General features: G+C 67.6%; 22 protein-coding genes. 4 read left to right on the forward strand and 18 right to left on the reverse strand.

The genetic code is table 11. The features are described from left to right. Nucleotides 1–63 precede the first annotated feature (63 nt). A complete protein-coding gene (gene rmuC / locus ASF94_RS02320; RefSeq protein ID WP_056660992.1) occupies nt 64–1818 on the forward strand; it encodes a DNA recombination protein RmuC in 1755 nt (584 codons plus the stop codon). Nucleotide 1819: 1 nt separating this feature from the next. Then, on the forward strand, nt 1820–3010 hold the full coding sequence (locus tag ASF94_RS02325) for an MFS transporter (RefSeq protein ID WP_056660995.1): 1191 nt from the start codon (nt 1820–1822) through the stop codon (nt 3008–3010). 108 nt (nt 3011–3118) lie between these two features. Here ASF94_RS02325 and ASF94_RS02330 read toward each other — a convergent pair whose 3' ends face one another. Continuing rightward, the gene (locus ASF94_RS02330) at nt 3119–4162 is read right to left on the reverse strand and encodes a methionine synthase (protein WP_056660998.1); all 1044 of its coding nucleotides are present in this window, start codon (nt 4160–4162) and stop codon (nt 3119–3121) included. Nucleotides 4163–4268: 106 nt separating this feature from the next. Further along, complete coding sequence (locus ASF94_RS02335) at nt 4269–5252, reverse strand: DUF1852 domain-containing protein (protein ID WP_056661001.1); 984 nt, start codon at nt 5250–5252, stop codon at nt 4269–4271. A 145-nt stretch (nt 5253–5397) separates the two neighbouring features. Here ASF94_RS02335 and ASF94_RS02340 point away from each other — a divergent pair, with 145 nt between their 5' ends. Continuing rightward, nucleotides 5398–6312 (forward strand): LysR family transcriptional regulator, encoded by a 915-nt coding sequence (locus tag ASF94_RS02340; protein ID WP_056661004.1) that lies wholly within the window; start codon nt 5398–5400, stop codon nt 6310–6312. 51 nt (nt 6313–6363) lie between these two features. Here the strand turns inward: ASF94_RS02340 and ASF94_RS02345 are convergent, their stop codons facing one another. Genes ASF94_RS02345 through ASF94_RS02365 form a run of 5 tightly spaced genes read right to left on the reverse strand, consistent with a single transcriptional unit; the run spans nt 6364 to nt 12668 of the window. Then, nucleotides 6364–7224: an oxaloacetate decarboxylase gene (locus ASF94_RS02345; protein ID WP_056661007.1), complete on the reverse strand. Its 861-nt coding sequence runs from the start codon at nt 7222–7224 to the stop codon at nt 6364–6366. A 25-nt stretch (nt 7225–7249) separates the two neighbouring features. Next, nucleotides 7250–8446 (reverse strand): 2-methylaconitate cis-trans isomerase PrpF, encoded by a 1197-nt coding sequence (prpF, locus tag ASF94_RS02350; protein ID WP_056661010.1) that lies wholly within the window; start codon nt 8444–8446, stop codon nt 7250–7252. Between the two features lie 9 nt (nt 8447–8455). Continuing rightward, a complete protein-coding gene (gene acnD, locus ASF94_RS02355) occupies nt 8456–11080 on the reverse strand; it encodes a Fe/S-dependent 2-methylisocitrate dehydratase AcnD (protein ID WP_056661013.1) in 2625 nt (874 codons plus the stop codon). 17 nt (nt 11081–11097) lie between these two features. After that, nucleotides 11098–12273: a 2-methylcitrate synthase gene (gene prpC, locus ASF94_RS02360; RefSeq protein WP_056661016.1), complete on the reverse strand. Its 1176-nt coding sequence runs from the start codon at nt 12271–12273 to the stop codon at nt 11098–11100. Next, a complete protein-coding gene (locus ASF94_RS02365; protein ID WP_056661019.1) occupies nt 12270–12668 on the reverse strand; it encodes an acyl-CoA thioesterase in 399 nt (132 codons plus the stop codon). Before ASF94_RS02365 ends, prpC begins: the two co-directional genes overlap by 4 nt. Nucleotides 12669–12782: 114 nt before the next feature. On the opposite strand from ASF94_RS02365, the gene ASF94_RS02370 reads away from it, so the two are divergent. After that, nucleotides 12783–14219 (forward strand): short-chain fatty acyl-CoA regulator family protein, encoded by a 1437-nt coding sequence (locus ASF94_RS02370; protein ID WP_056661023.1) that lies wholly within the window; start codon nt 12783–12785, stop codon nt 14217–14219. 160 nt (nt 14220–14379) lie between these two features. Here the strand turns inward: ASF94_RS02370 and ASF94_RS21660 are convergent, their stop codons facing one another. The 11 genes from ASF94_RS21660 to ASF94_RS02420 all read right to left on the reverse strand — a co-directional run bounded on the left by ASF94_RS21660 (nt 14380) and on the right by ASF94_RS02420 (nt 24411). Then, nucleotides 14380–14604 (reverse strand): Rid family hydrolase, encoded by a 225-nt coding sequence (locus ASF94_RS21660; protein WP_235505234.1) that lies wholly within the window; start codon nt 14602–14604, stop codon nt 14380–14382. Nucleotides 14605–14616: 12 nt separating this feature from the next. Continuing rightward, on the reverse strand, nt 14617–14766 hold the full coding sequence (locus ASF94_RS21665) for a hypothetical protein (protein ID WP_235505235.1): 150 nt from the start codon (nt 14764–14766) through the stop codon (nt 14617–14619). A gap of 18 nt (nt 14767–14784) precedes the next feature. Beyond that, on the reverse strand, nt 14785–15648 hold the full coding sequence (locus ASF94_RS02380) for a TIGR00730 family Rossman fold protein (protein ID WP_056661025.1): 864 nt from the start codon (nt 15646–15648) through the stop codon (nt 14785–14787). A 101-nt stretch (nt 15649–15749) separates the two neighbouring features. Further along, the gene (gene crcB, locus ASF94_RS02385; RefSeq protein ID WP_056661028.1) at nt 15750–16139 is read right to left on the reverse strand and encodes a fluoride efflux transporter CrcB; all 390 of its coding nucleotides are present in this window, start codon (nt 16137–16139) and stop codon (nt 15750–15752) included. Nucleotides 16140–16189: 50 nt separating this feature from the next. Continuing rightward, nucleotides 16190–18046 (reverse strand): peptidase M14, encoded by a 1857-nt coding sequence (locus tag ASF94_RS02390; RefSeq protein ID WP_056661031.1) that lies wholly within the window; start codon nt 18044–18046, stop codon nt 16190–16192. A 100-nt stretch (nt 18047–18146) separates the two neighbouring features. Beyond that, nucleotides 18147–18518, reverse strand: a complete 372-nt coding sequence (locus ASF94_RS02395; protein ID WP_056661034.1) for a Na+/H+ antiporter subunit G — start codon at nt 18516–18518, stop codon at nt 18147–18149. Then, entirely contained in the window at nt 18515–18796 is a 282-nt protein-coding gene (locus ASF94_RS02400; RefSeq protein ID WP_056661037.1) for a K+/H+ antiporter subunit F, read from the reverse strand. Before ASF94_RS02400 ends, ASF94_RS02395 begins: the two co-directional genes overlap by 4 nt. Further along, nucleotides 18793–19284, reverse strand: coding sequence for a Na+/H+ antiporter subunit E (locus ASF94_RS02405; protein ID WP_056661040.1), 492 nt, complete (start codon nt 19282–19284; stop codon nt 18793–18795). Before ASF94_RS02405 ends, ASF94_RS02400 begins: the two co-directional genes overlap by 4 nt. Continuing rightward, on the reverse strand, nt 19281–21020 hold the full coding sequence (locus ASF94_RS02410; RefSeq protein WP_056661044.1) for a monovalent cation/H+ antiporter subunit D: 1740 nt from the start codon (nt 21018–21020) through the stop codon (nt 19281–19283). The genes ASF94_RS02405 and ASF94_RS02410 overlap by 4 nt, the downstream gene beginning before the upstream one ends. Beyond that, nucleotides 21017–21382: a Na+/H+ antiporter subunit C gene (locus ASF94_RS02415; protein ID WP_056661047.1), complete on the reverse strand. Its 366-nt coding sequence runs from the start codon at nt 21380–21382 to the stop codon at nt 21017–21019. The genes ASF94_RS02410 and ASF94_RS02415 overlap by 4 nt, the downstream gene beginning before the upstream one ends. After that, nucleotides 21382–24411 (reverse strand): monovalent cation/H+ antiporter subunit A, encoded by a 3030-nt coding sequence (locus tag ASF94_RS02420; protein ID WP_056661050.1) that lies wholly within the window; start codon nt 24409–24411, stop codon nt 21382–21384. The genes ASF94_RS02415 and ASF94_RS02420 overlap by 1 nt, the downstream gene beginning before the upstream one ends. Nucleotides 24412–24543 lie beyond the last annotated feature (132 nt).

Below are 24543 nucleotides of genomic sequence, written 5' to 3' on the forward strand. Positions count from 1 at the left end.
GTCCAGCGCATGATGCTATGAAAAAAATAGCAGTTTAATAACAACGAGAAAGTAAGCGACCGGATGACGATGGTGATGTGGGCAGCCCTGGGGCTGTTGCTGGTGACGACGGCGCTGCTGGTGGTGCTCCTGCTGCGCCGCCCGCAGGTGGAGGTGGAACTGCCGCCGGAATGGCTGCAACGGCTGCACGCGCTGGAGCGCGCGGTGCAGGCCACCCAGCTGTCGGTGGCCAAGAACGACGGCGCGCTGGACGGCATGGGCCAGCAGCTGCGCGGGTTCACGCACACCACGCAGGGCACGCTGGAGGGCCTGCGCGGCGCGGTGGACGAGCGCCTGGCCCAGGCCGTGGCCGAATCGCGCAACGGCCGCGCCGAGCTGCTGGCCGCCTTCGGCGCCTTCGAGGCGCAACTGGAGCAGCGCCTGGCGCGCGGCCAGGCCGAGGCCGCCCTGGCGCGCAAGGAGCTGGCCGAGGCGCTCGCGAGCTTCCGCGCCGAGCTGACGCACACCGCCCAGTCCCTGGTGGCCGACAGCGGCAAGTCGCGCGAAGCCATGGCGGAAGGCGCCAAGCGCTTCGAGGAGCGCATCCAGGAACGCTTCGAGGCGCTGACCCATGCGACGCGCGGCACGCTCGACTCGCTCAAGAGCGACATCCACGCGCAGCTCGGGGCCGTCTCCACTGCGCTGACACACCAGCTGGAGGCCAACGGCCAGCAGATCCGCAACCAGTTCGCGGTGCTGCAGGACGCCGTCTCGCAGCAGCTGGCGGGCATGGCGCAAGGCAGCCAGCACAACGCCGAGGCGCTGCGCGGCGCGCTGAACGAGCGGCTGGCCGCCATCCAGGCCGACAACACCGCCAAGCTCGAGGAGATGCGCCGCACGGTCGATGAGAAGCTGCATGCCACGCTGGAGCAGCGGCTGGGCGAGTCGTTCAAGCTGGTCAGCGACCGGCTGGAGCAGGTGCACAAGGGGCTGGGCGAGATGCAGACGCTGGCCGGCAGCGTGGGCGATCTGAAGCGCGTGATGACCAACGTGAAGACGCGCGGCACCTGGGGCGAGATGCAGCTGGGCGCGATCATCGAGAACGTGCTCACACCCGATCAGTTCGCGCGCAACGTCAAGGCCGTGCCGGGCAGCGACGACCTGGTCGAATTCGCCATCCGCCTGCCGGGCCGGGGCGACGAAAAGCCCGTGTGGCTGCCCATCGACTCCAAGTATCCCGTCGAGCAGTACCAGCGCCTGCTGGACGCGCAGGACGCGGCGGACAAGGCCGCCATCCTCTCGGCCGGCAATGCGTTCGAAACCTCCATCAAGCTCGAAGCGCGCAAGATCTTCAGCAAGTACGTGTCGCCGCCGCACACCACCGACTTCGCCGTGCTGTATCTGCCCACCGAGGGCCTGTTCGCCGAGGTGATCCGCCGGCCCGGGTTGGTGGAGGCGGTGCAGAACGACTGCCGCGTGATGATCACTGGCCCGGCCAACCTGGCGGCCATGCTCAGCAGCCTGCAGATGGGTTTCAAGACCCTCGCCATCGAGAAACGCTCGTCCGAGGTCTGGGGCGTGCTGGGCTCGGTGAAGACGGAGTTTTCCAAGTTCGGCGAGATCGTCGAATCCGCCAAGAAGTCCATCGACGCGGCGGCCAAGAAGTTCGACGACGTGGGCGTGCGCACCCGCGCCATCCAGCGCAAGCTGCGCGACGTACAGGAGCTGCCCGCGCCCGCGCCCGCAGCATCGGTAGAGGGGGGGACTGCGCTGCCCGGCGTGGCCGTGCAGGCCGGCCTGTCGCTCGATGGCGAGGACGACGAAGGCGGAGGCCTTTGACGTGAACTGGGCGCTGGCGCGGCTGATCCTCGGGCAGATCTGCATCCATGCGTGCATGGCCGGCATGCGCATGGCCACGCCGTTGCTGGCGCTGCGCGAAGGCTACAGCCCGGCGGCGGTCGGCGTGCTGCTGGCGCTGTTCTCACTCACGCAGGTGTTCCTGGCACTCCCCGCCGGCCGCTATGCCGACCGGCACGGGCTCAAGCGCCCGGTGCGCCATGCCGTGGTGTTCGCATCGGCGGGCGCGGGGCTGGCGGTGGCGTTCCCCGTGTTTCCGGTGCTGTGCCTTGCGGCGCTGATGACGGGCGGGGCTTCCGGCGCGGCCGTCATCGCGCTGCAGCGGCATGTGGGCCGTGCCGCCGAGGGCGCCACGCAGCTGCGGCAGGTGTTCAGCTGGCTGGCCATCGGGCCGGCGGTTTCCAACTTCCTCGGGCCCTTCACGGCCGGCCTGCTGATCGACCATGCGGGCGCGCTGGTGGGCGAAGGCGCCAGCAGCACGGCCGGCTACCGCGCCGCTTTCCTGCTGATGGCCGTGCTCCCGCTGGCGACCTGGTTCTGGGTGCGCGCCACGGTGGAGCTGCCCCCGGTCATCGCCGCAGCCGGCGGCCCGCGCGCCCGCGCGTGGGACTTGCTGGACGACCCGGCTTTCCGCCGCCTGCTGCTGGTGAACTGGCTGCTGTCTTCCTGCTGGGACGTGCACACCTTCGTCGTGCCGCTGCTGGGCCACGAGCGCGGCCTGTCGGCGTCGGTGATCGGCACCATCCTGGGCGGCTTCGCCATCGCGGCGGCCGTCATCCGCGTGCTGATGCCGTTCGTCGCATCGCGGCTGAAGGAGTCGGTGGTGGTGGCCGGCGCCATGGTGGCCTCGGCCGTGCTGTTCGGCATCTACCCGCTGATGCCGACCGCCCTGGCCCTGGGCATCTGCTCGGTGCTGCTCGGGCTGGCGCTGGGCTCCGTGCAGCCCATGGTGATGAGCCTGCTGCACCAGATCACCCCGCACCATCGGCACGGCGAAGCCCTGGGCCTGCGGCTGATGGCCATCAATGGATCGAGCGTGCTGATGCCGGTGCTGTTCGGCTCGGCCGGTGCGCTGATCGGCGTGGCGGGCCTTTTTTGGGTGGTGGGCGCCGCGGTGGGCGCAGGAGCGCGCCTGGCCTGGCGCATGGACGCCGGGCCGCGCGGGCATGGCTGACGTCCGTTCCGCGCGGATGAGGACCGAGCAGGCTGCGGCTGCGTCGCCCCTGCCTTCTGGCCGGGACACCCCGTGTGCCCCCGGCGGCGCGTCACCGGAGCGCCATCCTCACGCCCCGCTGGCCGCGAGGCGCGTCTTGGCCAGCTGCGTGCCTTCCGCCAGGGCCTTGAGCTTGCGCCACGCCACGTCGCGGCCCATCGGGGCCAGGCCGCAGTTGGTGCAGGGAAAGAGCCGCTCCTTGGGCACGAACTCCAGAGCGCGGCCGATCGTGTCGGCCACTTCCTCGGGCGTTTCGACCACGTCGCTCGCCACGTCGATCACCCCGACCATGACGTCCTTGCCCGCCAGCAGCTTCATCAGCTCAGGCGGCACGTGGGAATGGATGCATTCCAGGCTCACCTGGTCGATGCTGCTCTTGGCCAGGGCAGGGAACACCGTTTCGTACTGCCGCCATTCCTCGCCCAGGGTGCTCTTCCAGTCGGTATTGGCCTTGATGCCGTAGCCATAGCAGATGTGCACCGCGGTCGTGCAGGTCAGCCCCTGCGCCGCTCGCTCGAGGGCCTGCACGCCCCAGTCGGCAGCGTCCTTCATGTAGACGTTGAAGGCGGGCTCGTCGAACTGGATGATGTCCACGCCATCGGCCTGCAGTGCGAGCGCTTCCTGGTTGAGCAGTTCGGCGAACGCGAAGGCCATCTTGACCCGCCCTTCGGCATCGCCGCCGTAGAAGCGGTCCGCCACCGTGTCGACGATGGTCATGGGGCCGGGCAGGGTGAACTTCAGCTTCTTCTTCGTATGGGCGCGCGCCAGCTGTGCCTCGAACGCATGCACCCGGCCTTTGAGGCGAAGGTTCGACACCACCTGCGGCACCATCGCGTCGTAGCGGTTGTCGCGGATGCCCATCTTCACCTTGTGCTCGAAGTCGATCCCCTTGACCTGCTCGAGGAAACCGTGCACGAAGTGCTGGCGTGACTGTTCGCCATCGCACACGATGTCCAGTCCGGCATCTTCCTGGGCCTTGATCCAGAGCAGCGTGGCGTCGGCCTTGGCCTGGCGCAATGCATCGCCTTCGGCCATCCACTGCGGCCACAGCTTGTGGGTTTCTGCCAGCCAGGCGGGTTTCGGCAGACTGCCGGCGATGGAGGTTTCAAACATTGGGAGATTTCCTTTTCAGTCAAAGAGGGGAAAGCCGCGCGCCTGTCGATCGAGCCGCTGCAGGCGCATGGTGATGAGGAGCGGCGATGCGGGCCCCCGCGAGAGGTCAGCGCGCGCAGCCGGCAACCCATCGCTCCAGCACCTGTCCGTACGGTTCGATGAAATGCTCCTGCGCGAACCGGCCCTGCTTCACCGCCAGCTGGCTGCGCTCTTCGCGGTCGTAGACGATCTGGGTCAGCGAGTAGTCCTGGTTCTTCAGGCTCGGCCGATAGAGGGTGCCGGCGGCGGAGTTGGCGTTGTAGATCTCTGGGCGGTAGATCTTCTGGAAGGTTTCCATCGTGCTGATGGTGCCGATCAGTTCCAGATGCGTGTAGTCGTTCGGCAGGTCGCCGCGGAAGTAGAACGCCAGGGGCGCGACGCTGTCCGGCGGCATGAAGAAGCGAACCTGCATTCCCATCTTGGCGAAGTACTGGTCGGTCGAGGACGCCTCGTTCTGCTGGTACTCCACTCCCAGCACCGGATGCTGGTTGCCGGTTCGCCGGTAGGCCTTGCTGGTCGCCGCGCTGATGCAGATCACGGGCGGCTTGTGGAAGTGCTCGCGGTAGGCGTCGGAGCGGCTGAACTGCTGGAACAGCTGGCCGTGCAGGTCGCCAAAACCTTCTGGAATGCCGAACTCCGCCCGCCCGGCGTTGTAGCCCGGAAGCACCACGCTGAAGTCGTAATCGCGCAAATACGACGAGAAGTTGTTGCCCGCGATGCCGTCGATGCGCGTGTCCGTCGTCTTGTCGAGGATGACGGTCTTCAGGATTTCGATGAGCGGAACTGCGGCAGGGCTGTCGCCGCCACCGACGCGCATCTCGACGGAGATGATCTCCAGTTCGACGGCATACCGGTCTGCCTGAGGATTGTCCCAATGCGCCAGCGCATTGAAGCGGTTGTCGATCATCCGCAGCGTGTTGCGCAGGTTCTGCCGCCGGCTCGCCCCCCGGGCCAGGTTGGCGAAGTTGGTGGTGATGCGCGTGCTGTCCGATGGTTCGTAGTTCTCATCGAAACGGATGCGCTGCAGATGGAAGGTGGGTTGTGGATTCATCGCAGTCCGGTGGGCCAATGGGGAAGGGCCGATGCGGTGGGTGGTTGCCAGGCCGCTCATCGGTGATTCGAGGGTGGATGCTAAGCAGCCGGATCGATGAAGTAAAATGGTTTTATCTCACGTATCCATGAATGAGGCTCATTGAATGCTGGAGCGCATCCACCTCAGCATCGTCCAGCAGGTCGAAAGACAAGGTTCGTTGACGGCGGCAGCTGGCGTGTTGAACCTCACCCAGTCGGCCCTGAGCCACAGCATGAAGAAGCTGGAGCAGCAACTGGGCACCGCCATCTGGCTGCGGGAGGGCCGCAGCCTGCGGCTGACCCAGGCGGGTCACTACCTGCTCGCGGTGGCGAACCGCGTCCTGCCCCAGCTCGATCTGGCGGAAGAGCGGCTGGGACAGTTTGCCCAGGGCGAGCGCGGAGCGCTGCGCATCGGCATGGAATGCCACCCGTGCTACCAGTGGCTGCTGAAGGTGGTGTCGCCCTACCTGTCCGCGTGGCCCGACGTGGACGTGGATGTGAAGCAGAAATTCCAGTTCGGCGGCATCGGTGCGCTGTTCGGCTACGAGATCGACCTGCTCGTCACGCCGGACCCGCTGTTCAAGCCCGGGCTCAGGTTCGAGCCCGTGTTCGACTACGAACAGGTGCTGGTCGTGGGCAAGTCCCATCCGCTCGCACGGCAGGCCTACGTCAAGCCGGCGCAGTTGACCGGCGAGGTCCTCATCACCTACCCGGTGAGCCCGGAGCGGCTGGACGTCTACACCCAGTTCCTGACGCCTGCTGGCGTCAGCCCGCGCCGGCACAAGACCATCGAGACGACCGACATCATGTTGCAGATGGTGGCCAGCGGACGCGGCGTGGCCGCGCTGCCGCGCTGGCTGGTGCTGGAGTACGCCGAGAAGATGGATGTCGTGCCCGTCCGGCTGGGCCGCCACGGCATTGCCAAGCAGATCCACCTGGGCGCCCGCGAAAGCGACCTCGATACGGACTATCTGCGCGCCTTCGTGGAGTTTGCGCGAGGGACGGCGCAGTGGGCGCAGGTTGCCGGGCTACCGGGCTGAAAGGCGTTCCTGCCTGTGGAGGGTGGGGCCACGCCGGAAGGGGGCCGCCCATCAGGTATAGCGGTCCTCAAGGGCATCCCACTCGGGCTTTCCGACCAGCCGCTGCCGTTCCGCGAACGGCGCCACCAGGCCGCCTGACTCCAGCACCTGCTTGCTGTTGCGCAGCACGGTCAACGCCTGTTGCATGCCCATCAAGGCGCCTTGCAGCGCGGCATTGGCGTACAGCACGATGCCGTAGCCGAGTTGGGCCAGCTCATCGGCGTTGAAGATGGGCGTCTTCCCGCCGATCACCATGTTCATCAGCTGGGGCGTGGCAAGGCGTTGGGGGAGCGAGCGGACCTGTTCCGCCTGGGTCACGGCTTCCACGAAGAGGATGTCGGCGCCGGCTTCGGCAAAGCGCTGGGCGCGCTCCACCGCGGCTTCGAAGCCGTGCGTGGCCGCCGCATCGGTGCGGGCCATGATCATGAGGTCGCTGTCCCGGCGGGCATCGACGGCTGCCTTGATCTTGCTCACCGCTTCCTCGGTGGATATGACTTCCTTGCCGGAAAAGTGCCCGCAACGCTTCGGCGCCACCTGGTCTTCCAGTTGGATGCAGTCAGCGCCCGCGCGTTCGAGCGTGCGCACCGTGTGATAGACGTTGAGCGCATTGCCGAAGCCCGTGTCTGCGTCCACCAGCAGCGGCAGCTCCACCGCGTCGCGGATGCGCGCCGTGTGGTCGGCGATTTCGGCCAGGCCCATGAAGCCCTGGTCCGGCATGCCGAACCACATGTTGGTGACACCGGCGCCGGTGACGTAAATGGCCTCGAAGCCCAGGTCTTCGATCACCTTGGCGGACAGGGCGTTGAAGGCGCCGGGCACGAGCACGCCGCGGCGCGCGTGGGCCAGCGCCTTGAGGGTCTTGCGAGTGGACATGGGTCTTTTTTCCTGGGTTCTCGTTCTAGAAACAGTCGCCGGGTACGCGGACCCAGCCTTCCATCAACACGCGAGCGCTGCGGCTCATCAGCGCTTTCGTGACCTGCCACTGACCTTGCGCGCCCCGCTCGGCCTGCGCGCCCACGCGCAGCGTGCCCGAGGGGTGGCCGAAGCGCACGGCCTGGCGCTCGCCACCGCCCGCCGCCAGGTTGACAAGCGTGCCAGGAATGGCGGCGGCGGTGCCGATGGCCACGGCCGCCGTGCCCATCATGGCGTGGTGCAACCGGCCCATGGAGAGGGCGCGCACCAGCAGATCGACGTCGCCCGCCCGCACCCGCTTTCCGCTCGACGCGGTGTAGCTGGCCGGCGGCGCGACGAAGGCGATCTTGGGCGTGTGCTGGCGCGTGGCGGCTTCGCCGATGTGCTGGATCAGGCCCATCTTGACCGCGCCGTGGGCACGAATGGCTTCGAAGCGGGCGAGGGCCGCAGGGTCGCCATTGACCGCATCCTGCAGTTCCGTGCCCGCGTAGCCGAGGTCGGCCGCGTCGAGAAAGATGGTCGGTATGCCCGCGTTGATCAGCGTGGCGCGCAGCATGCCCACGCCGGGCACTTCCAGGTCATCGACTAACTGGCCGGTGAGGAACATGGCGCCACCGCCATGGCCATCTCCCTCGTCGGCGGGGTCGAGAAATTCCAGCGCCACCTCGGCCGCCGGAAAGGTGACCCCGTCGAGTTCGAATTCCCCCGTTTCCTGCACCTGGCCATCGGCAATGGGCACATGCGCCACGATGGTCTTGCCGATGTTGGCTTGCCAGATGCGCACGGTGCACAAGCCGTCTTGCGGAATACGCTCTGCCGGCAGCAATCCGTTGGCAATGGCGAAGGGACCGACAGCGGCCGAGAGATTGCCGCAGTTGCCCGACCAATCCACGAAGGCGCTATCGATGGATATCTGCCCGAACAGGTAATCAACGTCGTGGCCCGGCCGGGCCGATGGCGCGAGGATCACGGCCTTGGACGTGGACGAGGTGGCCCCGCCCATGCCATCGATCTGCTTGCCGTAGGGGTCCGGGCTGCCCATCACGCGCAGCAGCAGCGCATCACGGGCCGCGCCGGGCTGTCGGGCTGCGGCCGGCAGGTCTTGCAGGCGAAAGAACACGCCCTTGCTGGTGCCGCCGCGCAGGTAGCTGGCGGCGATCTTGATCTGAGGTGTGAATGGCATGGTGCTTCCTCAATCCCTTGCACTCTCGGCCAGGAAGTCCTGCGCGAAGCGCTGCAGCACGCCGCCCGCCTCATACACCGAAACTTCCTCGGCCGTATCCAGCCGGCAGGTGAGGGGCACCTGCAGCACGCTGCCGTCGCGGCGGCGCACCACCAGGGTCAGCGTGGCGCGCGGTGCGCGGTCGCCGGTCACATCGTAGGTCTCCGTACCGTCCAAGCCAAGAGTGATGCGGGTGGTGCCGGGCCGGAATTCCAGTGGCAGCACGCCCATGCCGATCAGGTTGGTGCGGTGGATGCGCTCGAAGCCTTCGGCCACCACCGTTTCCACACCGGCCAGGCGCACGCCCTTGGCCGCCCAGTCGCGCGAGGAGCCCTGGCCGTAGTCGGCGCCCGCGATGACGATCAGCGGCTGCTTGCGCTGGAGATAGGTTTCCATGGCCTCCCACATGCGCATCACCTGGCCTTCGGGCTCCACGCGGGCGAGGGAGCCGGCGCGCACGGTGCCGTCGCGGTTGCGCACCATCTCGTTCCTGAGCGTGGGGTTGGCGAAGGTGGCGCGCATGGCTGTGAGGTGGTCGCCCCGGTGGGTGGCGTAGGAATTGAAGTCTTCTTCCGGCACATCCATTCTGTGCAGGTATTCGCCTGCGGCGCTGTCCATCAGGATGGCGTTGGAGGGCGACAGGTGGTCGGTGGTGATGTTGTCGGGCAGCAGCGCCAGCGGCCGCATGCCGGCAAGCGTGCGGGGGCTGGCGGCCAGCGCGCCCACGCCCTCGGTATCCCAATAGGGCGGCCGGCGGATGTAGGTGGACTGCGGGCGCCAGGCGTACTGGGGCGACACCGTTTCGCCGCCGTCCACGCGGATGGCGAACATGGGCTCGTACACGGACCGGTACTGCTCGGGTTTGACGGCCGCCTGGACGACGGCGTCGATGGCCTCGTCGCTCGGCCAGATGTCCTTGAGGCGAATTTCCTGGCCATTCACCGTCGCCAGCACGTCGTTCTCGATGTCGAAGCGCATGGTGCCGGCGATCGCATAGGCCACCACCAGCGGCGGCGAGGCCAGGAAGGCCTGCCTGGCGTAGGGGTGGATGCGTCCATCGAAATTGCGGTTGCCCGAGAGCACGGCGGTGGCGTATAGATTGCGGTCGATGATCTCCTGCTGGATCTTCGGGTCCAGCGCGCCCGACATGCCGTTGCAGGTGGTGCAGGCGAAGGCCACGATGCCGAAGCCCAGCCTTTCGAGATCGGCGAGCAGCCCGCTTTCGGCCAGGTACAGCTCCACCGCCTTCGATCCCGGCGCCAGCGAGGTTTTGACCCAGGGCTTGCGCACCAGGCCCAGGCGGTTGGCGTTGCGCGCCAGCAGCGCTGCCGCGATCACGTTGCGCGGGTTGGAGGTATTGGTGCAGCTGGTGATGGCCGCGATGATCACCGCGCCATCGGGCAGAAGCCCTTGCGCCTCTTCGGCGCGGGCCTGCTCCAGCCCGGTGGCGATGCCGCGCTCCGCCAGCGCCGAGGTGGGCAGGCGGCGATGCGGGTTGGACGGACCCGCCATGTTGCGCACCACGGAAGACAGATCGAAACGCAGTACGCGCTGGTAGGCCGCATGCCGCAAGCTGTCCGCCCAGTAGCCGGCGGTCTTGGCGTAGTTCTCGATCAGCTGGATCTGCGCGTCCTCGCGGCCCGTGAGCCGCAGGTAGTCCAGGGTCTGCCCGTCGATGTAGAACAGTGCGGCCGTGGCGCCGTACTCCGGGCACATGTTGGAGATGGTGGCGCGGTCGCCAATGCTCAGCCCGCGTGTGCCGTCGCCAAAGAACTCCAGGTACGCGCCCACCACTTTCTGGTCGCGCAGGAACTCGGTCAGTGCCAGCACGATGTCGGTCGCGGTGATGCCCGGCTGGCGGCCGCCGGTGAGCTCGACGCCCACTATCTCCGGCAGGCGCATCCACGAGGCGCGCCCCAGCATCACGTTCTCGGCTTCGAGCCCGCCCACGCCGATGGCGATCACGCCCAGCGCGTCCACGTGCGGGGTGTGGCTGTCGGTGCCCACGCAGGTGTCGGGGAAGGCCACGCCGTCCTGCACGTACACCACGGGCGACATCTTCTCCAGGTTGATCTGGTGCATGATCCCGTTCCCCGCGGGGATCACGTCCACGTTGGCGAATGCCTTTTTCGTCCACTCGATGAAGTGGAAGCGGTCTTCGTTGCGCCGGTCTTCGATGGCGCGGTTCTTCGCGAAGGCATCGGGGTCGAAGCCGCCGCACTCCACCGCCAGCGAGTGGTCCACGATGAGCTGCACCGGCACCACGGGGTTCACCCGGGCCGGGTCGCCGCCTTCCTGGGCGATGGCGTCGCGCAGGCCGGCCAGGTCCACCAGGGCCGTCTGGCCCAGGATGTCGTGGCACACCACGCGCACGGGGTACCAGGGGAAGTCGCGGTCACGCCGGTTGTCGATGATCTGCAGCAGGCACTCGTCCAGGATGGCCGGGTCGCAGCGGCGCACCAGGTTCTCGGCGTGCACGCGGGCGGTGTAGCAGAGCCGGTTCCAGGCGCCGGGGCGCAAGGCCTCGACCGCAGCGCGCGCGTCGAAGTAGTCCAGCGTGCTGCCGGGCAGGCGTTTTCTGTGTTGCGTGTTCATGGGGCGACAAGGACTGTTCAGCCGCGCGAGTCGATCGGCACGAACGCGAGGTCTTCGGGACCGGTGTAGTGGGCACTGGGGCGAATGATCTTGTTGTCAACCCGCTGTTCGATCACATGGGCCGCCCAGCCGCTGGTGCGGGCGATGACGAACAGCGGCGTGAACATCGCTGTGGGCACGCCCATCATGTGGTAGCTCACCGCACTGAACCAGTCGAGATTGGGGAACATCTTCTTGACCTCCCACATCACCGCCTCCAGCCGCTCGGCAATGTCGTACATCTTGGTGGACCCGGCGGCATCGGAGAGGTGCCTGGCCACGCGCTTGATCACGATGTTGCGCGGGTCGCTCACGGTGTATACGGGGTGGCCGAAGCCGATCACCACTTCCTTGGCCTGCACGCGGCGGCGGATGTCGGCCTCGGCCTCGTCTGGGTTGTCGTAGCGCTTCTGGATCTCGAAGGCGACCTCGTTGGCGCCGCCGTGCTTGGGGCCGCGCAGGGCCCCGATGGCGCCGGCGATGGACGAGTACATGTCGCTGCCCGTGCCGGCGATCACCCGCGCCGTGAAGGTCGAGGCATTGAATTCGTGCTCGGCATACAGGTTGAGCGAGGTATGCATGGCGCGCACCCATTCGGCGCTGGGCTTTTCGCCGTGGAGCAGGTGCAGGAAATGCCCGCCGATGGAGTCGTCGTCGGTCTCCAGCTCGATGCGCTTGCCCTGCGTGCTCCAGTGGTACCAGTACAGCAGCATGGACCCCAGCGATGCCATCAGCCGGTCGGCGATGTCGCGCGCGCCGGGCAGGTTGTGGTCGTCCTTCTCGGGCAGGATGCAGCCCAGGGCGGAGGTGCCGGTGCGCATCACGTCCATGGGGTGGGCGCCGGCGGGCAGGTGTTCCAGCGCCTCCTTCACGCTGGCGGGAAGGCCGCGCAGGGCCCGCAACTTCGTTTTGTAAGCTTCGAGCTCCGCCTTCGTGGGCAGCTTTCCGTGCACCAGCAGGTGGGCGATTTCCTCGAATTCGCACACTTCGGCGATATCCAGGATGTCGTAGCCGCGGTAGTGCAGGTCGTTGCCCGTGCGGCCGACCGTGCACAGCGCGGTGTTGCCTGCGGTCACCCCGGAAAGGGCGACGGACTTCTTGGGCTCGAAGGCCGGCGTGGGCGCCGGGGCCTCGGTCATCGTCGTAGCGGTCATGGGGTGGTCTCCTGGTTCAGATAGGCGTGGTCGATGGCTGCGGGACGGCCTGCGGCGTCCACCGCGACCATTTCAAACACTCCCTTGAGGACTTCTTCGCTGGGCACGTTCGCCCTGACGGCAAGGCCGGCAACGCACACGGTCATGGAACTGCGGCCCACGCGGCTGACCCAGCCGCGCAGCGTGAGCTGGTAGCCAACGGGGATGGGTGCGGCGAATTCCACGCCCGTCACGCCGGCCATCACCACCTCGCGCCGTGCCAGCCCGCGAGCCGCCAGAAAGGCCGCCTTGGCCAGGAACTGCAGGCCGTGGCCTGCGAACAGGGTGCCGTGGTGGTTGGCATGCGCCGGCAGAACCAGTTCACGCAACTCGATAGTTGCCAAGGGTGTTGTCATGATTCGCAATTTACGCAAAATGCCGTGTGGCGAATAGAACTGAAAAGGCGAATTTCTGCGAATCACATCCGGCTGATTTGCGAATTTTGCAAATTGACAGGGGCATGCACGACGATGGCAAAGACATTCATGGGGGTCAAGCTGCGCAAGCTGCGCTCCGAACGCGGCATGTCGCAGATCGCCCTGGCGCAGGCGCTCAGCATTTCGCCGAGCTATCTGAACCAGGTCGAGCAGAACCAGAGGCCTCTCACGGTGGCCGTGTTGCTCAAGCTGAACCGGGCCTTGGGCGTCGACATTCAGCAGTTCTCGGAAGACGAGGAAGTGCGGCTCATCGCCGGCATGCGCGAGGCCCTGGCTGACGCCGCCGAGCCGATCAGCTTGCCCGAGCTGCAGGAGGTGGCGGTGCAGATGCCTGCGGTAGGCCGGGCCATCGTGGCCCTCTATCGCCGCAATGTGGAGGCCGCAACGCAGTTGGAGGCCATGGCGCTGCGCCTGGGGGACGACCGGGCCGAGTCCACGACGGTGCGGCCCGCTCCGTTCGAGGCCGTGCGCGACTTCTTCTTCGCCCACCAGAACTACTTCGATGCGCTGGACCGCGCCGCCGAGGCCATAGCCACCCAGGCCGGCGTCTCGGGAGCCGAGCTGGCGGGCTGGCTGCAGGAGCGGCTTGCCGGCCACCACGGCATCCAGGCCGTGCCGACGGAGGGTTACCGCGGCGGCAAGCGCGCGTACGATCCGCGCTCGAAATTCATCCGCATCGCGCGCGCCCTCGATGCAGGGCAGCGCGCTTTTCAGCTGGCCACCCAGCTGGCGTTATTGGAAGCGGGCGAGTTGCTCGACGCGCTGACACGCACCACACCCTTTGCGGACGACGCGCCGACGCTCCAGCTGGCCCGGATCGGCCTTGCCAACTACTTCGCCGGAGCGCTGCTGCTGCCTTACGGACAGTTCCTTGAAACGGCAGAGGCTCTGCGCTACGACATCGACCTGCTGGGGCAGCGCTTCGGAGTCGGGTTCGAAACCGTATGCCACCGCTTGAGCACGCTGCAGCGGCCTGCGGCGCCGGGCGTGCCCTTCTTTTTCGTGCGGGTGGACCGGGCAGGCAACATTTCCAAGCGCCAGTCGGCCACCCACTTCCACTTCAGCCGCACGGGCGGCACCTGCCCGCTGTGGAACGTGTATGAGGCTTTCGCGCAGCCCGAGCGCGTGGTGCCGCAGCTCGCGCGCATGCCTGACGGGCGGACTTACCTGTGGATCGCGCGCACGGTCACCAGCCATTCGCGGGGCTATGGCTTTCCGCGCAAAGTGTTCTCGATCGGCCTGGGCTGCGACGTGCGCCATGCGCCCAGACTCATATATGCCAAGGGCTTGGATCTGGCCGACCCCGAAGCGGCGACCCCGATTGGAATGGGCTGCAAGGTCTGCGAGCGCGAGGCCTGCCCGCAGCGGGCGTTTCCCTACGTGGGCAGGCCCCTGGATGTCGATGAAAACCAGAGCGGATTTTCACCGTATGGAGCGGTAGCGCAGCGCCAGGCGCACGCTGCGGACTAAGAGCGGCTTGCAAAATCCTTCTGGCGTCGTTGCCGTATCTTGTCGTACTACCCGTACTACCCGTACTACCCCTACTACCCGTACTACCCGTACTACCTGCGATGCAGCGCCTAGCCAGAACCGCTTCGCTGGGTTTTGTTAGCCGCTCTAAACGCGTACGTCAGCCGGACTGCTTCATCGCCGTCACTTCGATCTCGATCTTCATGCGCGGATCGAGCAGCCGGGCCGAGATCATCATGGCCGCCGGCCGCACGGCGCCGAAGTATTTCCGCAGCACCGGCCAGCAGGCCTCGAAGTCTTCGCCCCTCGGCAGCACGTAGGTCACGCGCACCACGTCGGCCAGGCTGGCGCCGGCCTGGGCCAGGGCGTGCTCGATGTTCTTCAAGCACTGCTCGGCCTACGCCGCGACGTCGTCCGCGATGGTCATCGTGCCGTAGTCGAAGCCCGTCGTGCCCGAGACGAACACGAACGGCCCCTGGGCGACCGCACGCGAGTAGCCGATCTGCTCCTCGAAGGTGGAGCCGGAGCCGATGAGTTGGCGTGACATAGGTGTGCCTGCGGGGGTTCAGAGCTTGTAGAACGCCTTGATGATGCTCCAGGCTTCCTGCGGGTCGTCGGTGTAGTGGAAGAGCTTCAGGTCGGCTTCGGAAATCGTGCCGTGTTCGACCAGCGCCTCGAAGTTCACCACCTTCTTCCAGAACGACGTGCCGAAGAGCACGATCGGCACCGGCTTGGCCTTGCCGGTCTGCACCAGCGTCAGCACCTCGAATAGTTCGTCCAGCGTGCCAAAGCCGCCCGGGAAGGCGACCAGCGCCTTGGCGCGCATCATGAAGTGCATCTTGCGCAGCGCGAAGTAGTGGAACTTGTAGCTGAGCGATGGCGAGATGAAGCGGTTGCCGCTCTGCTCGTGCGGCAGGGCGATGTTCAGGCCCACGTTCAAGGCGCCCACTTCGTGCGCGCCGCGGTTGGCGGCTTCCATGATGCCGGGGCCGCCGCCGGTGCAGACGTAGAGGCGCTCGGCCGGAGGCTTCGCTTCGCTGTGTTCGGCCACGATGCGGGTGAACTGCCGCGCCAGGTCGTAATAGACCGCGTTCTTCACGCCCAGCTTGGCCCGGGCGATGCGGGTGGCGTCGCCGCTGGCCTCGGCCGACTCCAGCTGCACCTGGGCTTCATCGGGCGCGACGAAGCGGGCGCTGCCATAGACCACCACGGTGTGCTCGATACCCTGCGCCGTCTGGCCCAGGTCGGGTTTGAGCATCTCCAGCTGAAAGCGGATGCCGCGGGTTTCGCGGCGCAGCAGGAATTCGGGGTCGGCGAAGGCCAGCCGGTAGGCATCGGCGTGCAGCGGGTTGCCTTCGACGGCATGGTTTTGCAGCGTGGCCCAAGCGTCGGCCAGGCTGCTTTCTTTCAGGTCGGTGGTGGTTTCCATGGACTTCGGAATGGAGGGAGTCTGAAGGTAGAACGGTTGTTTGCGCTCATGAATCAAGCGCATGCAGCTATTAAAATAATAGCATCATTGCATGGCTTCGCTCAGGCGCGCCAGTGGGGACACAGGGCCGCCACGGTCTGCAGGCCGGCCCAGGTCAGCAGCAGCGATCCGCACACATGGACGAGCGCGGTGCCGAAGGCCATCAGCCAGCGTTCGGCCATCAGCATGGTGACGACTTCGGCGGAGAAGCTGGAGAAGGTGGTCAGGCCGCCCAGAAAGCCGGTCACCAGCAGCAGCCGCCACATCGGGTCGAGCTGCGGCAGGTGCTGGAACACGCCCACGCACAAGCCGATGAGGTAGCCGCCGATGAGGTTGGCCGCCAGAGTGCCCCATGGGATCAGCACGTTGCCGGTGCTGAGCCAGAGGCCCAGCTGCCAGCGCAGCAGGGCCCCCAGGCTGGCACCGATGGAAATGGAAAGGACGGCAAGCATGTCTGCCAATGCTAGCGGCTTCGCGCCCCGCCGCGCAGGCTCAGAACACGTTATCGGCGCCCGCTGCCCGCACCGATGTCCTGCCAGGCGGCGACCGCAGCCAGCGTGGCGTGCATCTGCACGGTGTGGGCAAAGCGGAAGGCCTCGCCATGTACTGTCTCGTCCGGGAATTCGGTGATGAGGGTCACGGCTGCATCATGCGGCTGTTCCGCAACGACGTAGGGGAAGCCATGCAGCGTCTCAAACGGGATCGGGCCGGCATGCCGCTCGAAGAGCGCCAACTGGCGCGCGTTGAATTCGGCCAGGCCCGGCACGTCGTGCAAAGCCCTCGCCACCGCCTGCACGAGCGCCCGCGCCTGGTCGCCGCGGCCGGCGTGGTGCCGCAGGATCAGGAAGAAGCCCTTGGGCAGCATCCAGGTCTCGAAGCCGCGCGGTACGTAGCCGGTGAGAGGTCGCGTCCATTCATGCGCCGGATAGCCGTGCAGGTTGACGTGCAGGGCGGCGCCGGAAAGCGCCAGCGCTTCTTCGCGCGCCGCGCGCTCGTAGAGCGGCAGGGGCGCCGCGCGGTATTCGATGTCGTCGCCCAGCGCGCTGTAGCGCGCGGCATGCTGCATGTGGTGCGGGTGCTGCGCGCCCAGCTCTCGGTGCAGGGCGTAGCCGTCGGGGTTCTCCAGCGGGATCAGCGCGAAGTGCGCACGGCCTTTCTGCTGCTGCAGCGCCTGCGCGGCTCTCAGGGCCCCGACGACGCCGGATGTCTCGTTCGCATGCTGGCCCGCGCTGATGAGCACCGGCACGCCGCTGCCCGGCTGGTAGAGGCCGTGCACCGCGCGACCCTGGCGCGAGGTGGCGGAAAAGCACCGCGCGCCGGGCCCCGCGAGGGCCTTCAGTGCGTCCAGCGTCTGCACGATGCGCGCCGGCGCGGCGGCTTGCTGCAGCTCATGCAGCGGTTGGTCGGGTGCGTCGACCTCGGGCCATGCGGCGGCGTCCTGCGCCGCTACGTCGAAGGACTGCAGTGCGATGCGCAGGCGGGGCTGCGCGCCGTCGGCCAGGGGCCGCACGTCCGGCACGATCTGGCCGGGCTGAAGCCGGCGGTCGCCCGTGGGCCGGCCCGACTGCTGCTGGAAGTGTTCGAGCAGCGAGAAATACAGGTCTTCGTGCAGCGCCTCGTGCGTGCTCACGCGCTCGTCGCCCACGGGCAGGGCGTATTCCAGGCCGGGCGCATCGATGCGGATCTGCAGGCGCTCGAAACAGGGCGCCTGCAGGTTCCAGGGCTGTGTCTGCACGGTGTGCAGGGCGAGGCTGAAAAGCTGTTCGTAGTCGGTGAACTGGGGGCCGTCCAGCCGGTCGGCGGCGCCCGAAGAACTGCCGACGCGGAGCCAACCGGTGGGCGACAACTGCTGCTGGCCGATGGCGTCGAGATGCCGGCGGTTGGGCGCGAAGACGCGGGCGCGGTGCAGGCTGCCGTCCTTGAGCGTGACTTCCACCTCGTAATGCAGGGCGGACAGGTCGTCGCCACCGACCGCGAGGGGCTCGAACTGCAGGGCTCCGGGCGCTAGCAGGCCGGCGAGCGGATAGGCCTCCAGAATGAAGCGGCGCTCGGACGCGGGGGCAACTGCGGGGTAGCGCACCACCGCCTGCGCGATCTGCGCGACATCCCACGCCTCCAGAAAGTGGTGGAGCAGCGGCTTGTACGCGCTGTAGAAGCGGGCAGAAACGCCTGCCTGGGCCAGTGCTGCCTCGGCGGCCCGGCGCGTGGTTGCGTCTTCGAAGACCCAGCCCTGCACGTGAGCGCCTGCCCACTGCGACTGGCTGAACTGCAGGACCCAGGCTTGCAGCGTTCGAGGCACGGCGGCGTCGATCAGCCAGGAGGCCGGTGCGGCTGGCTTGGAGGCAGGGGCTTGGAGCATGTATGGGGTTCCAGTCGGAGCGCTGCGGTGGGACTGCAGGTGGCCCCGGGTAAGGGATTGCTGGAAGCGGAAAGCCGGAAGTGGGGCGTCGTCGGGAGGCTCAGGAATCACGCTCGTCGCTGGAGACGATGCGGCTCAGACTGCCGGGCACGTCCTTGCCGGAGCGGCGCGCACGGAAGAGCGCCGCGCGCATCAGGAAGATGGTGGTCACCGGCACCGTGATGGCGATGAAAAGCGCGATCAGCAGTGCATGGATGGCGAGCCCGCCGCCCTGCATGGAGAAGTACAGCAGCGTGCCGTGCATGATGCACCAGCAGCCCATGGTGGCAATCACCGAGGGCGCGTGGACCCGCTCGAAATACGTCTTGAGCCGCAGCAGGCCCAGCGAGCCCAGCAGCGCGATGATCGAGCCGGCCAGCACCAGCACGGCGATGGTGATTTCCGCCCAGAGCGGCAGCGTGCCTTCGGTCATTCGATCACCTCGCCGCGCAGCAGGAACTTGGCCATGGCGGTGGAACTGACGAAGCCCAGCAGCGCGATCAGCAGCGCGGCCTCGAAATAGTTCGTGCTGCCGTAGTAGATGCCCAGCACCAGCATCAGCAGCATGCCGTTCAGATAGGTGCAGTCCAGCGCCAGCACCCGGTCCTGCGCCGAGGGGCCGCGCAGCACGCGCAGCAAGCAGCAGCCCATGGCCAGGGCCAGGATGAAGAGCGCGATCGGCAGCGCCCACGAGAGAATCGGGCTGTTCATTCGAAGATCTCCATCAGGGGGCGCTCATAGCGCGTTTTGATGTGGTCGATCAGCTCCTGCGGGTCGCCCACCTCCAGCGCGTGCAGCAGCAGCACCGAGCGATCGAGCGACAGCTCCGCCCAGGACGTCCCCGGGGTGATGCAGACGATGACCGCCAGCACCGCCAGCGCATTGGGGTCGCGCAGTTCCAGCGGGATGTACACGAAGGCCGATGGATGGCGGCGCAGCGACTTGAAGGCCAGGAAGCGCGACACGGCGAAGTTGGAGACCGAGGTGTCGATCAGCACATTGAGGGCCAGCCGCAGCACGGTGCCGGGTTTGCGGATGCGCACCGGCAGCGGCCGCAGCCCGCGCGTCAGCACCGGAATGACCACGGCCACCAGCAGGGCCAGCACCAGATGGCCGGGGCTGACCGAGCTGTTCAGCAGCAGCCACATGCCGAAGAGAGCGACCGACAGCAGCGGTGCGGGGAAGATGCGCTTCATCATTGCGAGGCCCCTGGAATGCGCGTGGCTTCCGGCGTGGTGGCCGGCTGGCCGCTGGTGACGGGGCCGGGCACGGGCTTGGCCGACATCACGGCGCGCACGTAGTTGTCGGGTGCGTGCAGCGAGTGGGCGGTGGCCTGCATGAAGCGCATCACGCTGTCGGCCTGCACCGTCATCACGATGCAGGCGGCCAGCAGCACGGCGATCGGCACGCTCTCGGCCACGCGCAGCTGCGGGTTGGGCCGGTCGTGGCTGGCCCAGAAATGCGTGATGCCGGCGCGCGTGAGCGCGATGAGCGCAATGAGGCCGGTGGCGATCATCAGCGTGATCAGGGCCCAGCCGGGAACGCCCGGGGTATGGCCGGCGGACGACCCCAGTCCCAGCGGATTCAGCAGCGCGGTCAGCATGGCGAACTTGCCCACGAAGCCCGACAGCGGCGGCAGCCCCGCGATGACCAGGGTGCAGGTGAGAAAGGCCAGGCCCAGGAAGGCGGTGGCGGCAGGAATCACGCGGCCGATCAGCGCAGCTTCGTCTTCGTCCAGGTTGTGGGCGCTGGTCGGCAGCAATTGGGCGTTCAGGAACGGCGCGTCGCCATCGGTTTCATACGGCGCGAGGGTGGCGCCGTCGTTGCGCCAGCGGTCGATGAGATCGGCCAGCAGGAAGAGGGCGCTCACCGCCATCACGGAACTGGGCAGATAAAAGAGCAGGCCGGCGGTGAGCACGTTCTGGCCGAAGCCCAGGGCCGCGAGCAGCGTGCCGGACGAGAGCACCGCCGCGAAGCCCGCCAGGTGGGTGAGCCGCTGCGAGCCCATCATGCCGATCGCGCCGAACGCCATGGTGACCAGGCCGCCCGCGATGAGCCACATGCCGCCGAACAGGGCCGAGGCGCCGGCTTCGCTGCTGAACATCAGCGTCCAGAGCCGAAGCAGCGTGTAGATGCCGACCTTGGTCATGAGCGCGAAGAGCGCGCCGACGGGTGCGGTGGCGGCGCCGTAGGCCGGCACCAGCCAGAAGTTGAGCGGCCAGGCGGCTGCTTTAATGAGGAATGCGGTGGCCAGTATGCCGGCGGCCGCATGCAGCAGGCCGCGGTCGACCGCAGCCACCTGCGGAATGCTGCGCGCCAGGTCGGCCATGTTCAGCGTGCCGGTGATGCCGTAGAGCATCGATGCGCCGATGAGGAACAGCGACGACGCCGCCAGGTTGATGGCGATGTAGTGCAGGCCCGACTGGATGCGGGTGCGCCCGGAGCCATGCAGCAGCAGCCCGTAGGAGGCGGCCAGCATGATCTCGAAGAACACGAACAGGTTGAACAGGTCGGCCGTCAGGAAGGCGCCGGCCAGGCCCATCAGCTGGAACTGGAAGAGCGGGTGGTAATGGACGCCTGCCCGGTGCCAGCGGGTGGCGGAAAAGAGGATCGAGCACAGCGCGACCACGCCCGTCAGCACCAGCATGAGGGCCGAGAGCCGGTCAATCACCAGCACGATGCCGAAGGGCGCCGGCCAGTTGCCCGGCAGATAGACGCCCATCGAGGTCGGCGCGCCGGCCTTGTGCGTCCACTGCAGCAGGGCGATGGAGATGACCAGGCCGAGCAGGGTGGAGGCGATGTTGACGCCCAGCTTGAATCGCTGGCGCTCCTCGCGCAGCAGCAGCATCAGCGACGCCGTCAGCAGCGGCAGCATGATCGGCGCGAGCATCAGGTGCGGCATCAGCGACGCCGTGAGTGCGGACCAGCCCGTCATGGCATCTCCTGCAGGTCACGCGCGCGGCTGCCGTCCACATGGTCGGTGCCCGAGATGCCGCGCGAGGCGAGCAGCACCACCAGGAACAGCGCCGTCATGGCGAAGCCGATGACGATGGCCGTCAGCACCAGGGCCTGGGGCATGGGGTCGGCGTAATGCAGCAGATCCTGCGGCACGCCTTCGATCAGCACCGGTTCCCTGTCGATGGACAGGCCCAGCCGGCCCATGCTGAAGATGAACAGGTTGACGGCATACGACAGCAGCATCAGGCCCATGATGACCTGGAAGGTGCGCGGGCGCAGCAGCAGCCACACGCCGGAGCCGGTGAACACGCCGATGGCGATGGCGAGAACGATTTCCATCAGCGGGCTCCGTCAGGCAGGGGGTGTGTGGGAGAGGCGGGCGGCGCGGCCGAAGAGTGCGCTGCCGGCGAACCGCCCACCGTGACGGCCGCTGCTGCGGCGGCGACGGCAGCTTCCCGCTCGGCGCGCTCGTCGTCCTGCAGCCGCGCGTGGTAGCGGTGGCCGCGCACCGACTGGTGGGCGATGCCGGTCAGCATGAGCAGCGTGGAGCCCACCACCAGCGCGAACACGCCGATGTCGAAGAACATGGCGCTGGCGACATGGATCTCGCCGATCACCGGCAGCTCGAAATGCGCGGTATGGCTGGTGAGGAAGGGGTAGCCCAGCACGATGGCGGCCGCGCCGGTGGCCAGTGCGACCAGCAGGCCCGTGCCGATCCAGCGGCGCGGATAGAGCGGCAGGTGCGCCTCCACCCATTCCGTGCCGGAGATGATGTATTGCAGCAGCAGCCCGACCGACATCACCAGGCCCGCGACGAAACCGCCGCCCGGCTCGTTGTGGCCGCGCATGAAGAGGTAGAACGACACCAGCGTGGCAAAGGGCAGCAGCAGCCGCACCAGCACGGCGGGCACCATGAGGTAGCCGACGGCGGTGTCCGGCGCGTTGCGCGGGTTCAGCAGGTCGGTCTGCAGGTCGGCCGGCAGCGCGCGTTGCTGCTCGGGCAGGTCCATGGTCTCCCGCGCCGGGCGGAAGCGCCGCAGCAGCGCATAGACGGTGAGCGCGACGATGCCCAGCACGACGATTTCGCCGAAGGTATCGAAGCCGCGGAAGTCCACCAGCATCACGTTGACCACGTTGGTGCCACCGCCCTCGGTCAGCGCGCGTTCGAGGAAGAAGGTGGAAACGCTGTCGGCGAACGGCCGGCTCATCATGGCGTAGGCCAGCCAGGCCATGCCGGCGCCGGCCGCCACCGCGATCACCAGGTCGCGCAGCCGCCGCGCGCGGGCAATGGCCAGGCTCACGCCCGTGCCGCGCAGGCTCTCGTCGCGGCGCGGCAGCCAGCGCAGGCCGAGCAGCACCAGCACCGTGGTGACGACCTCCACCACCAGCTGGGTCAGGGCCAGATCGGGCGCGGAGAACCAGAGGAAGGTGATGCAGGTACACAGGCCCGCGCCGCCCAGCAGCGTGAGGGCCGCCAGCCGGTGGTACTTGGCCTGCCACGCGGCGGCGATGGCGCAGGCGATGCCCAGCACCCACAGCAGCACGAAGCTGGGTGAGAGGGGCAACGTGCCCCGGTCGCCGAGCTGCAGCCCTTGCGTCCAGAGCGGCAGGCTGCCAGCCACCAGCGTGGCCAGCACCAGCCAGAGCATCTGCCACTGCAACCGCTCGGTGGACAGCAGCGCCCGGCCGCTGCGCCCTGCTGCGGTGAGCCGCGCGAGCAGGCCCTCGAACGCCCGCTTGCCGCTGATGCGGTACATGAGCGGGGGCGCATCGACATGGCCTGCCTGCCGCTGCCAGCGCAGGAAGAGGTAGAGCGCGATGCCGCCCAGCATGGCGACGATGCTCATCACCAGCGGCGTGTTGAAGCCGTGCCAGACGGCCAGGCTGTATTCGGGCAGGGTACCGCCCACCACTGGCAACGCGGCTGCGGCCAGGAAGCGGCCGACCGACCAGGCAGGCAGCATGCCGACGACCAGGCAGGCCAGCACCAGCAACTCGACCGGCACGCGCATCCAGTGCGGCGGCTCGTGCGGCTCGCGGGGCAGGTCGGTGGCGCGCGGGCCGAAGAACACATCGACGATGAACCGCAGCGAATAGGCCACGCTGAACACGCCGGCGATGGTGGCGGCCACCGGCAGCGCCCACGCCACCAGCGGCGTGGCGTTGATGTACACCGTCTCGGCGAAGAACATTTCCTTGGACAGGAAGCCGTTGAGCAGCGGCACGCCGGCCATCGACGCGCTGGCCACCATGGCCAGCGTGGCGGTGACCGGCATCATGGTGCGCAGGCCGGACAGGCGGCGGATGTCGCGTGTGCCGGATTCATGGTCCACGATCCCGGCCGCCATGAAGAGCGACGCCTTGAACGTGGCGTGGTTCATGATGTGGAACACCGCTGCCACCGCCGCGAGCGGACTGTTGAGCCCCAGCAGCAGCGTGATGAGACCCAGATGGGAGATCGTCGAATACGCCAGCAGACCCTTGAGGTCGTGCTGGAACATGGCCGCGTAGCCGCCCACCAGCAGCGTGCACATGCCGGCGCCGCCCACCAGCCAGAACCAGGCTTCGGTGTCGCCCATCACCGGCCAGAACCGGGCCAGCAAAAAGACACCCGCCTTCACCATGGTGGCCGAGTGCAGGTACGCCGACACCGGCGTGGGCGCGGCCATGGCATTGGGCAGCCAGAAGTGGAAGGGGAACTGCGCGCTCTTGGTGAAGGCGCCCAGCAGCACCAGCACCAGCGCCGTCAGGTACAGCGGGTGGTTGCGGATCTGCTGGGCCGCCGCCAGCACGTGGTCCAGGTCGTAGCTGCCGACGATGTGGCCGATCACCAGCATGCCGGCCAGCATGCACAGCCCGCCCGTGCCCGTCACCGTCAGCGCCATGCGCGCGCCGCGCCGGGCGTCCTTGCGGTGGTGCCAGTAGCCGATCAGCAGGAACGAGAAAAGGCTGGTCAGCTCCCAGAAGAACGCCAGCTGGATGATGTTGCCGGACAGCACCACGCCGGTCATGGCGCCCATGAAGGCCAGGAAGAACGAGAAAAAGCGCGGCACCGGGTCTTCGGCGGACATGTAGTAGCGGGCGTACAGCACCACCAGCGAGCCGATGCCCAGCACCAGCATGCAGAACATCCACGCGAACCCGTCCATGCGGATGACCAGGTTCAGCCCGAGCGAGGGCAGCCAGGGGATTTCCTGCCGCAGCACGCCGCCCGCCGCCACCTCCGGAAAACACATCGCCACCTGCACGGTGCAGAACACCGCGATCACACCGGCCAGGGTGGACTCGGTGTTGCGCGCATTGGTGGGCAGCAGCGCCGCCAGCACGCTGCCGAGGAAGGGTAGAAGGATGAGGAGGACGAGGGGCATGCTTGAACCATTCTACGGGCGCCCCTCCCGCGCCGCTATGAAAACCCGAGCAGCGGACGGCGATTGGCTGCGTGCCCGCAGCGCTTATGCTGCAGTGCGGCAGATCGGGCAAAGCCGTGCCGCGCCCCTCGT

The sequence above is a fragment of the Acidovorax sp. Leaf160 genome (assembly GCF_001424265.1).
GTDB lineage: Bacteria > Pseudomonadota > Gammaproteobacteria > Burkholderiales > Burkholderiaceae_C > Paracidovorax.

What these genes read in the sequence shown, in the direction of transcription:
- ASF94_RS02330 (WP_056660998.1), bottom strand. Translation starts at nt 4,162, where the DNA reads ATGTTTGAAACCTCCATCGCCGGCAGTCTGCCGAAACCCGCCTGGCTG.
- ASF94_RS02400 (WP_056661037.1), bottom strand. Translation starts at nt 18,796, where the DNA reads ATGAACAGCCCGATTCTCTCGTGGGCGCTGCCGATCGCGCTCTTCATC.
- ASF94_RS02365 (WP_056661019.1), bottom strand. Translation starts at nt 12,668, where the DNA reads ATGACAACACCCTTGGCAACTATCGAGTTGCGTGAACTGGTTCTGCCG.
- ASF94_RS02370 (WP_056661023.1), top strand. Translation starts at nt 12,783, where the DNA reads ATGGCAAAGACATTCATGGGGGTCAAGCTGCGCAAGCTGCGCTCCGAA.
- ASF94_RS02410 (WP_056661044.1), bottom strand. Translation starts at nt 21,020, where the DNA reads ATGACGGGCTGGTCCGCACTCACGGCGTCGCTGATGCCGCACCTGATG.
- ASF94_RS02420 (WP_056661050.1), bottom strand. Translation starts at nt 24,411, where the DNA reads ATGCCCCTCGTCCTCCTCATCCTTCTACCCTTCCTCGGCAGCGTGCTG.
- prpF (WP_056661010.1), bottom strand. Translation starts at nt 8,446, where the DNA reads ATGCCATTCACACCTCAGATCAAGATCGCCGCCAGCTACCTGCGCGGC.
- ASF94_RS02345 (WP_056661007.1), bottom strand. Translation starts at nt 7,224, where the DNA reads ATGTCCACTCGCAAGACCCTCAAGGCGCTGGCCCACGCGCGCCGCGGC.
- ASF94_RS02395 (WP_056661034.1), bottom strand. Translation starts at nt 18,518, where the DNA reads ATGACCGAAGGCACGCTGCCGCTCTGGGCGGAAATCACCATCGCCGTG.
- crcB (WP_056661028.1), bottom strand. Translation starts at nt 16,139, where the DNA reads ATGCTTGCCGTCCTTTCCATTTCCATCGGTGCCAGCCTGGGGGCCCTG.
- ASF94_RS02380 (WP_056661025.1), bottom strand. Translation starts at nt 15,648, where the DNA reads ATGGAAACCACCACCGACCTGAAAGAAAGCAGCCTGGCCGACGCTTGG.
- ASF94_RS02415 (WP_056661047.1), bottom strand. Translation starts at nt 21,382, where the DNA reads ATGGAAATCGTTCTCGCCATCGCCATCGGCGTGTTCACCGGCTCCGGC.
- rmuC (WP_056660992.1), top strand. Translation starts at nt 64, where the DNA reads ATGACGATGGTGATGTGGGCAGCCCTGGGGCTGTTGCTGGTGACGACG.
- ASF94_RS02390 (WP_056661031.1), bottom strand. Translation starts at nt 18,046, where the DNA reads ATGCTCCAAGCCCCTGCCTCCAAGCCAGCCGCACCGGCCTCCTGGCTG.
- prpC (WP_056661016.1), bottom strand. Translation starts at nt 12,273, where the DNA reads ATGACCGCTACGACGATGACCGAGGCCCCGGCGCCCACGCCGGCCTTC.
- ASF94_RS02335 (WP_056661001.1), bottom strand. Translation starts at nt 5,252, where the DNA reads ATGAATCCACAACCCACCTTCCATCTGCAGCGCATCCGTTTCGATGAG.
- ASF94_RS02340 (WP_056661004.1), top strand. Translation starts at nt 5,398, where the DNA reads ATGCTGGAGCGCATCCACCTCAGCATCGTCCAGCAGGTCGAAAGACAA.
- ASF94_RS02405 (WP_056661040.1), bottom strand. Translation starts at nt 19,284, where the DNA reads ATGATGAAGCGCATCTTCCCCGCACCGCTGCTGTCGGTCGCTCTCTTC.
- acnD (WP_056661013.1), bottom strand. Translation starts at nt 11,080, where the DNA reads ATGAACACGCAACACAGAAAACGCCTGCCCGGCAGCACGCTGGACTAC.
- ASF94_RS21665 (WP_235505235.1), bottom strand. Translation starts at nt 14,766, where the DNA reads ATGTCACGCCAACTCATCGGCTCCGGCTCCACCTTCGAGGAGCAGATC.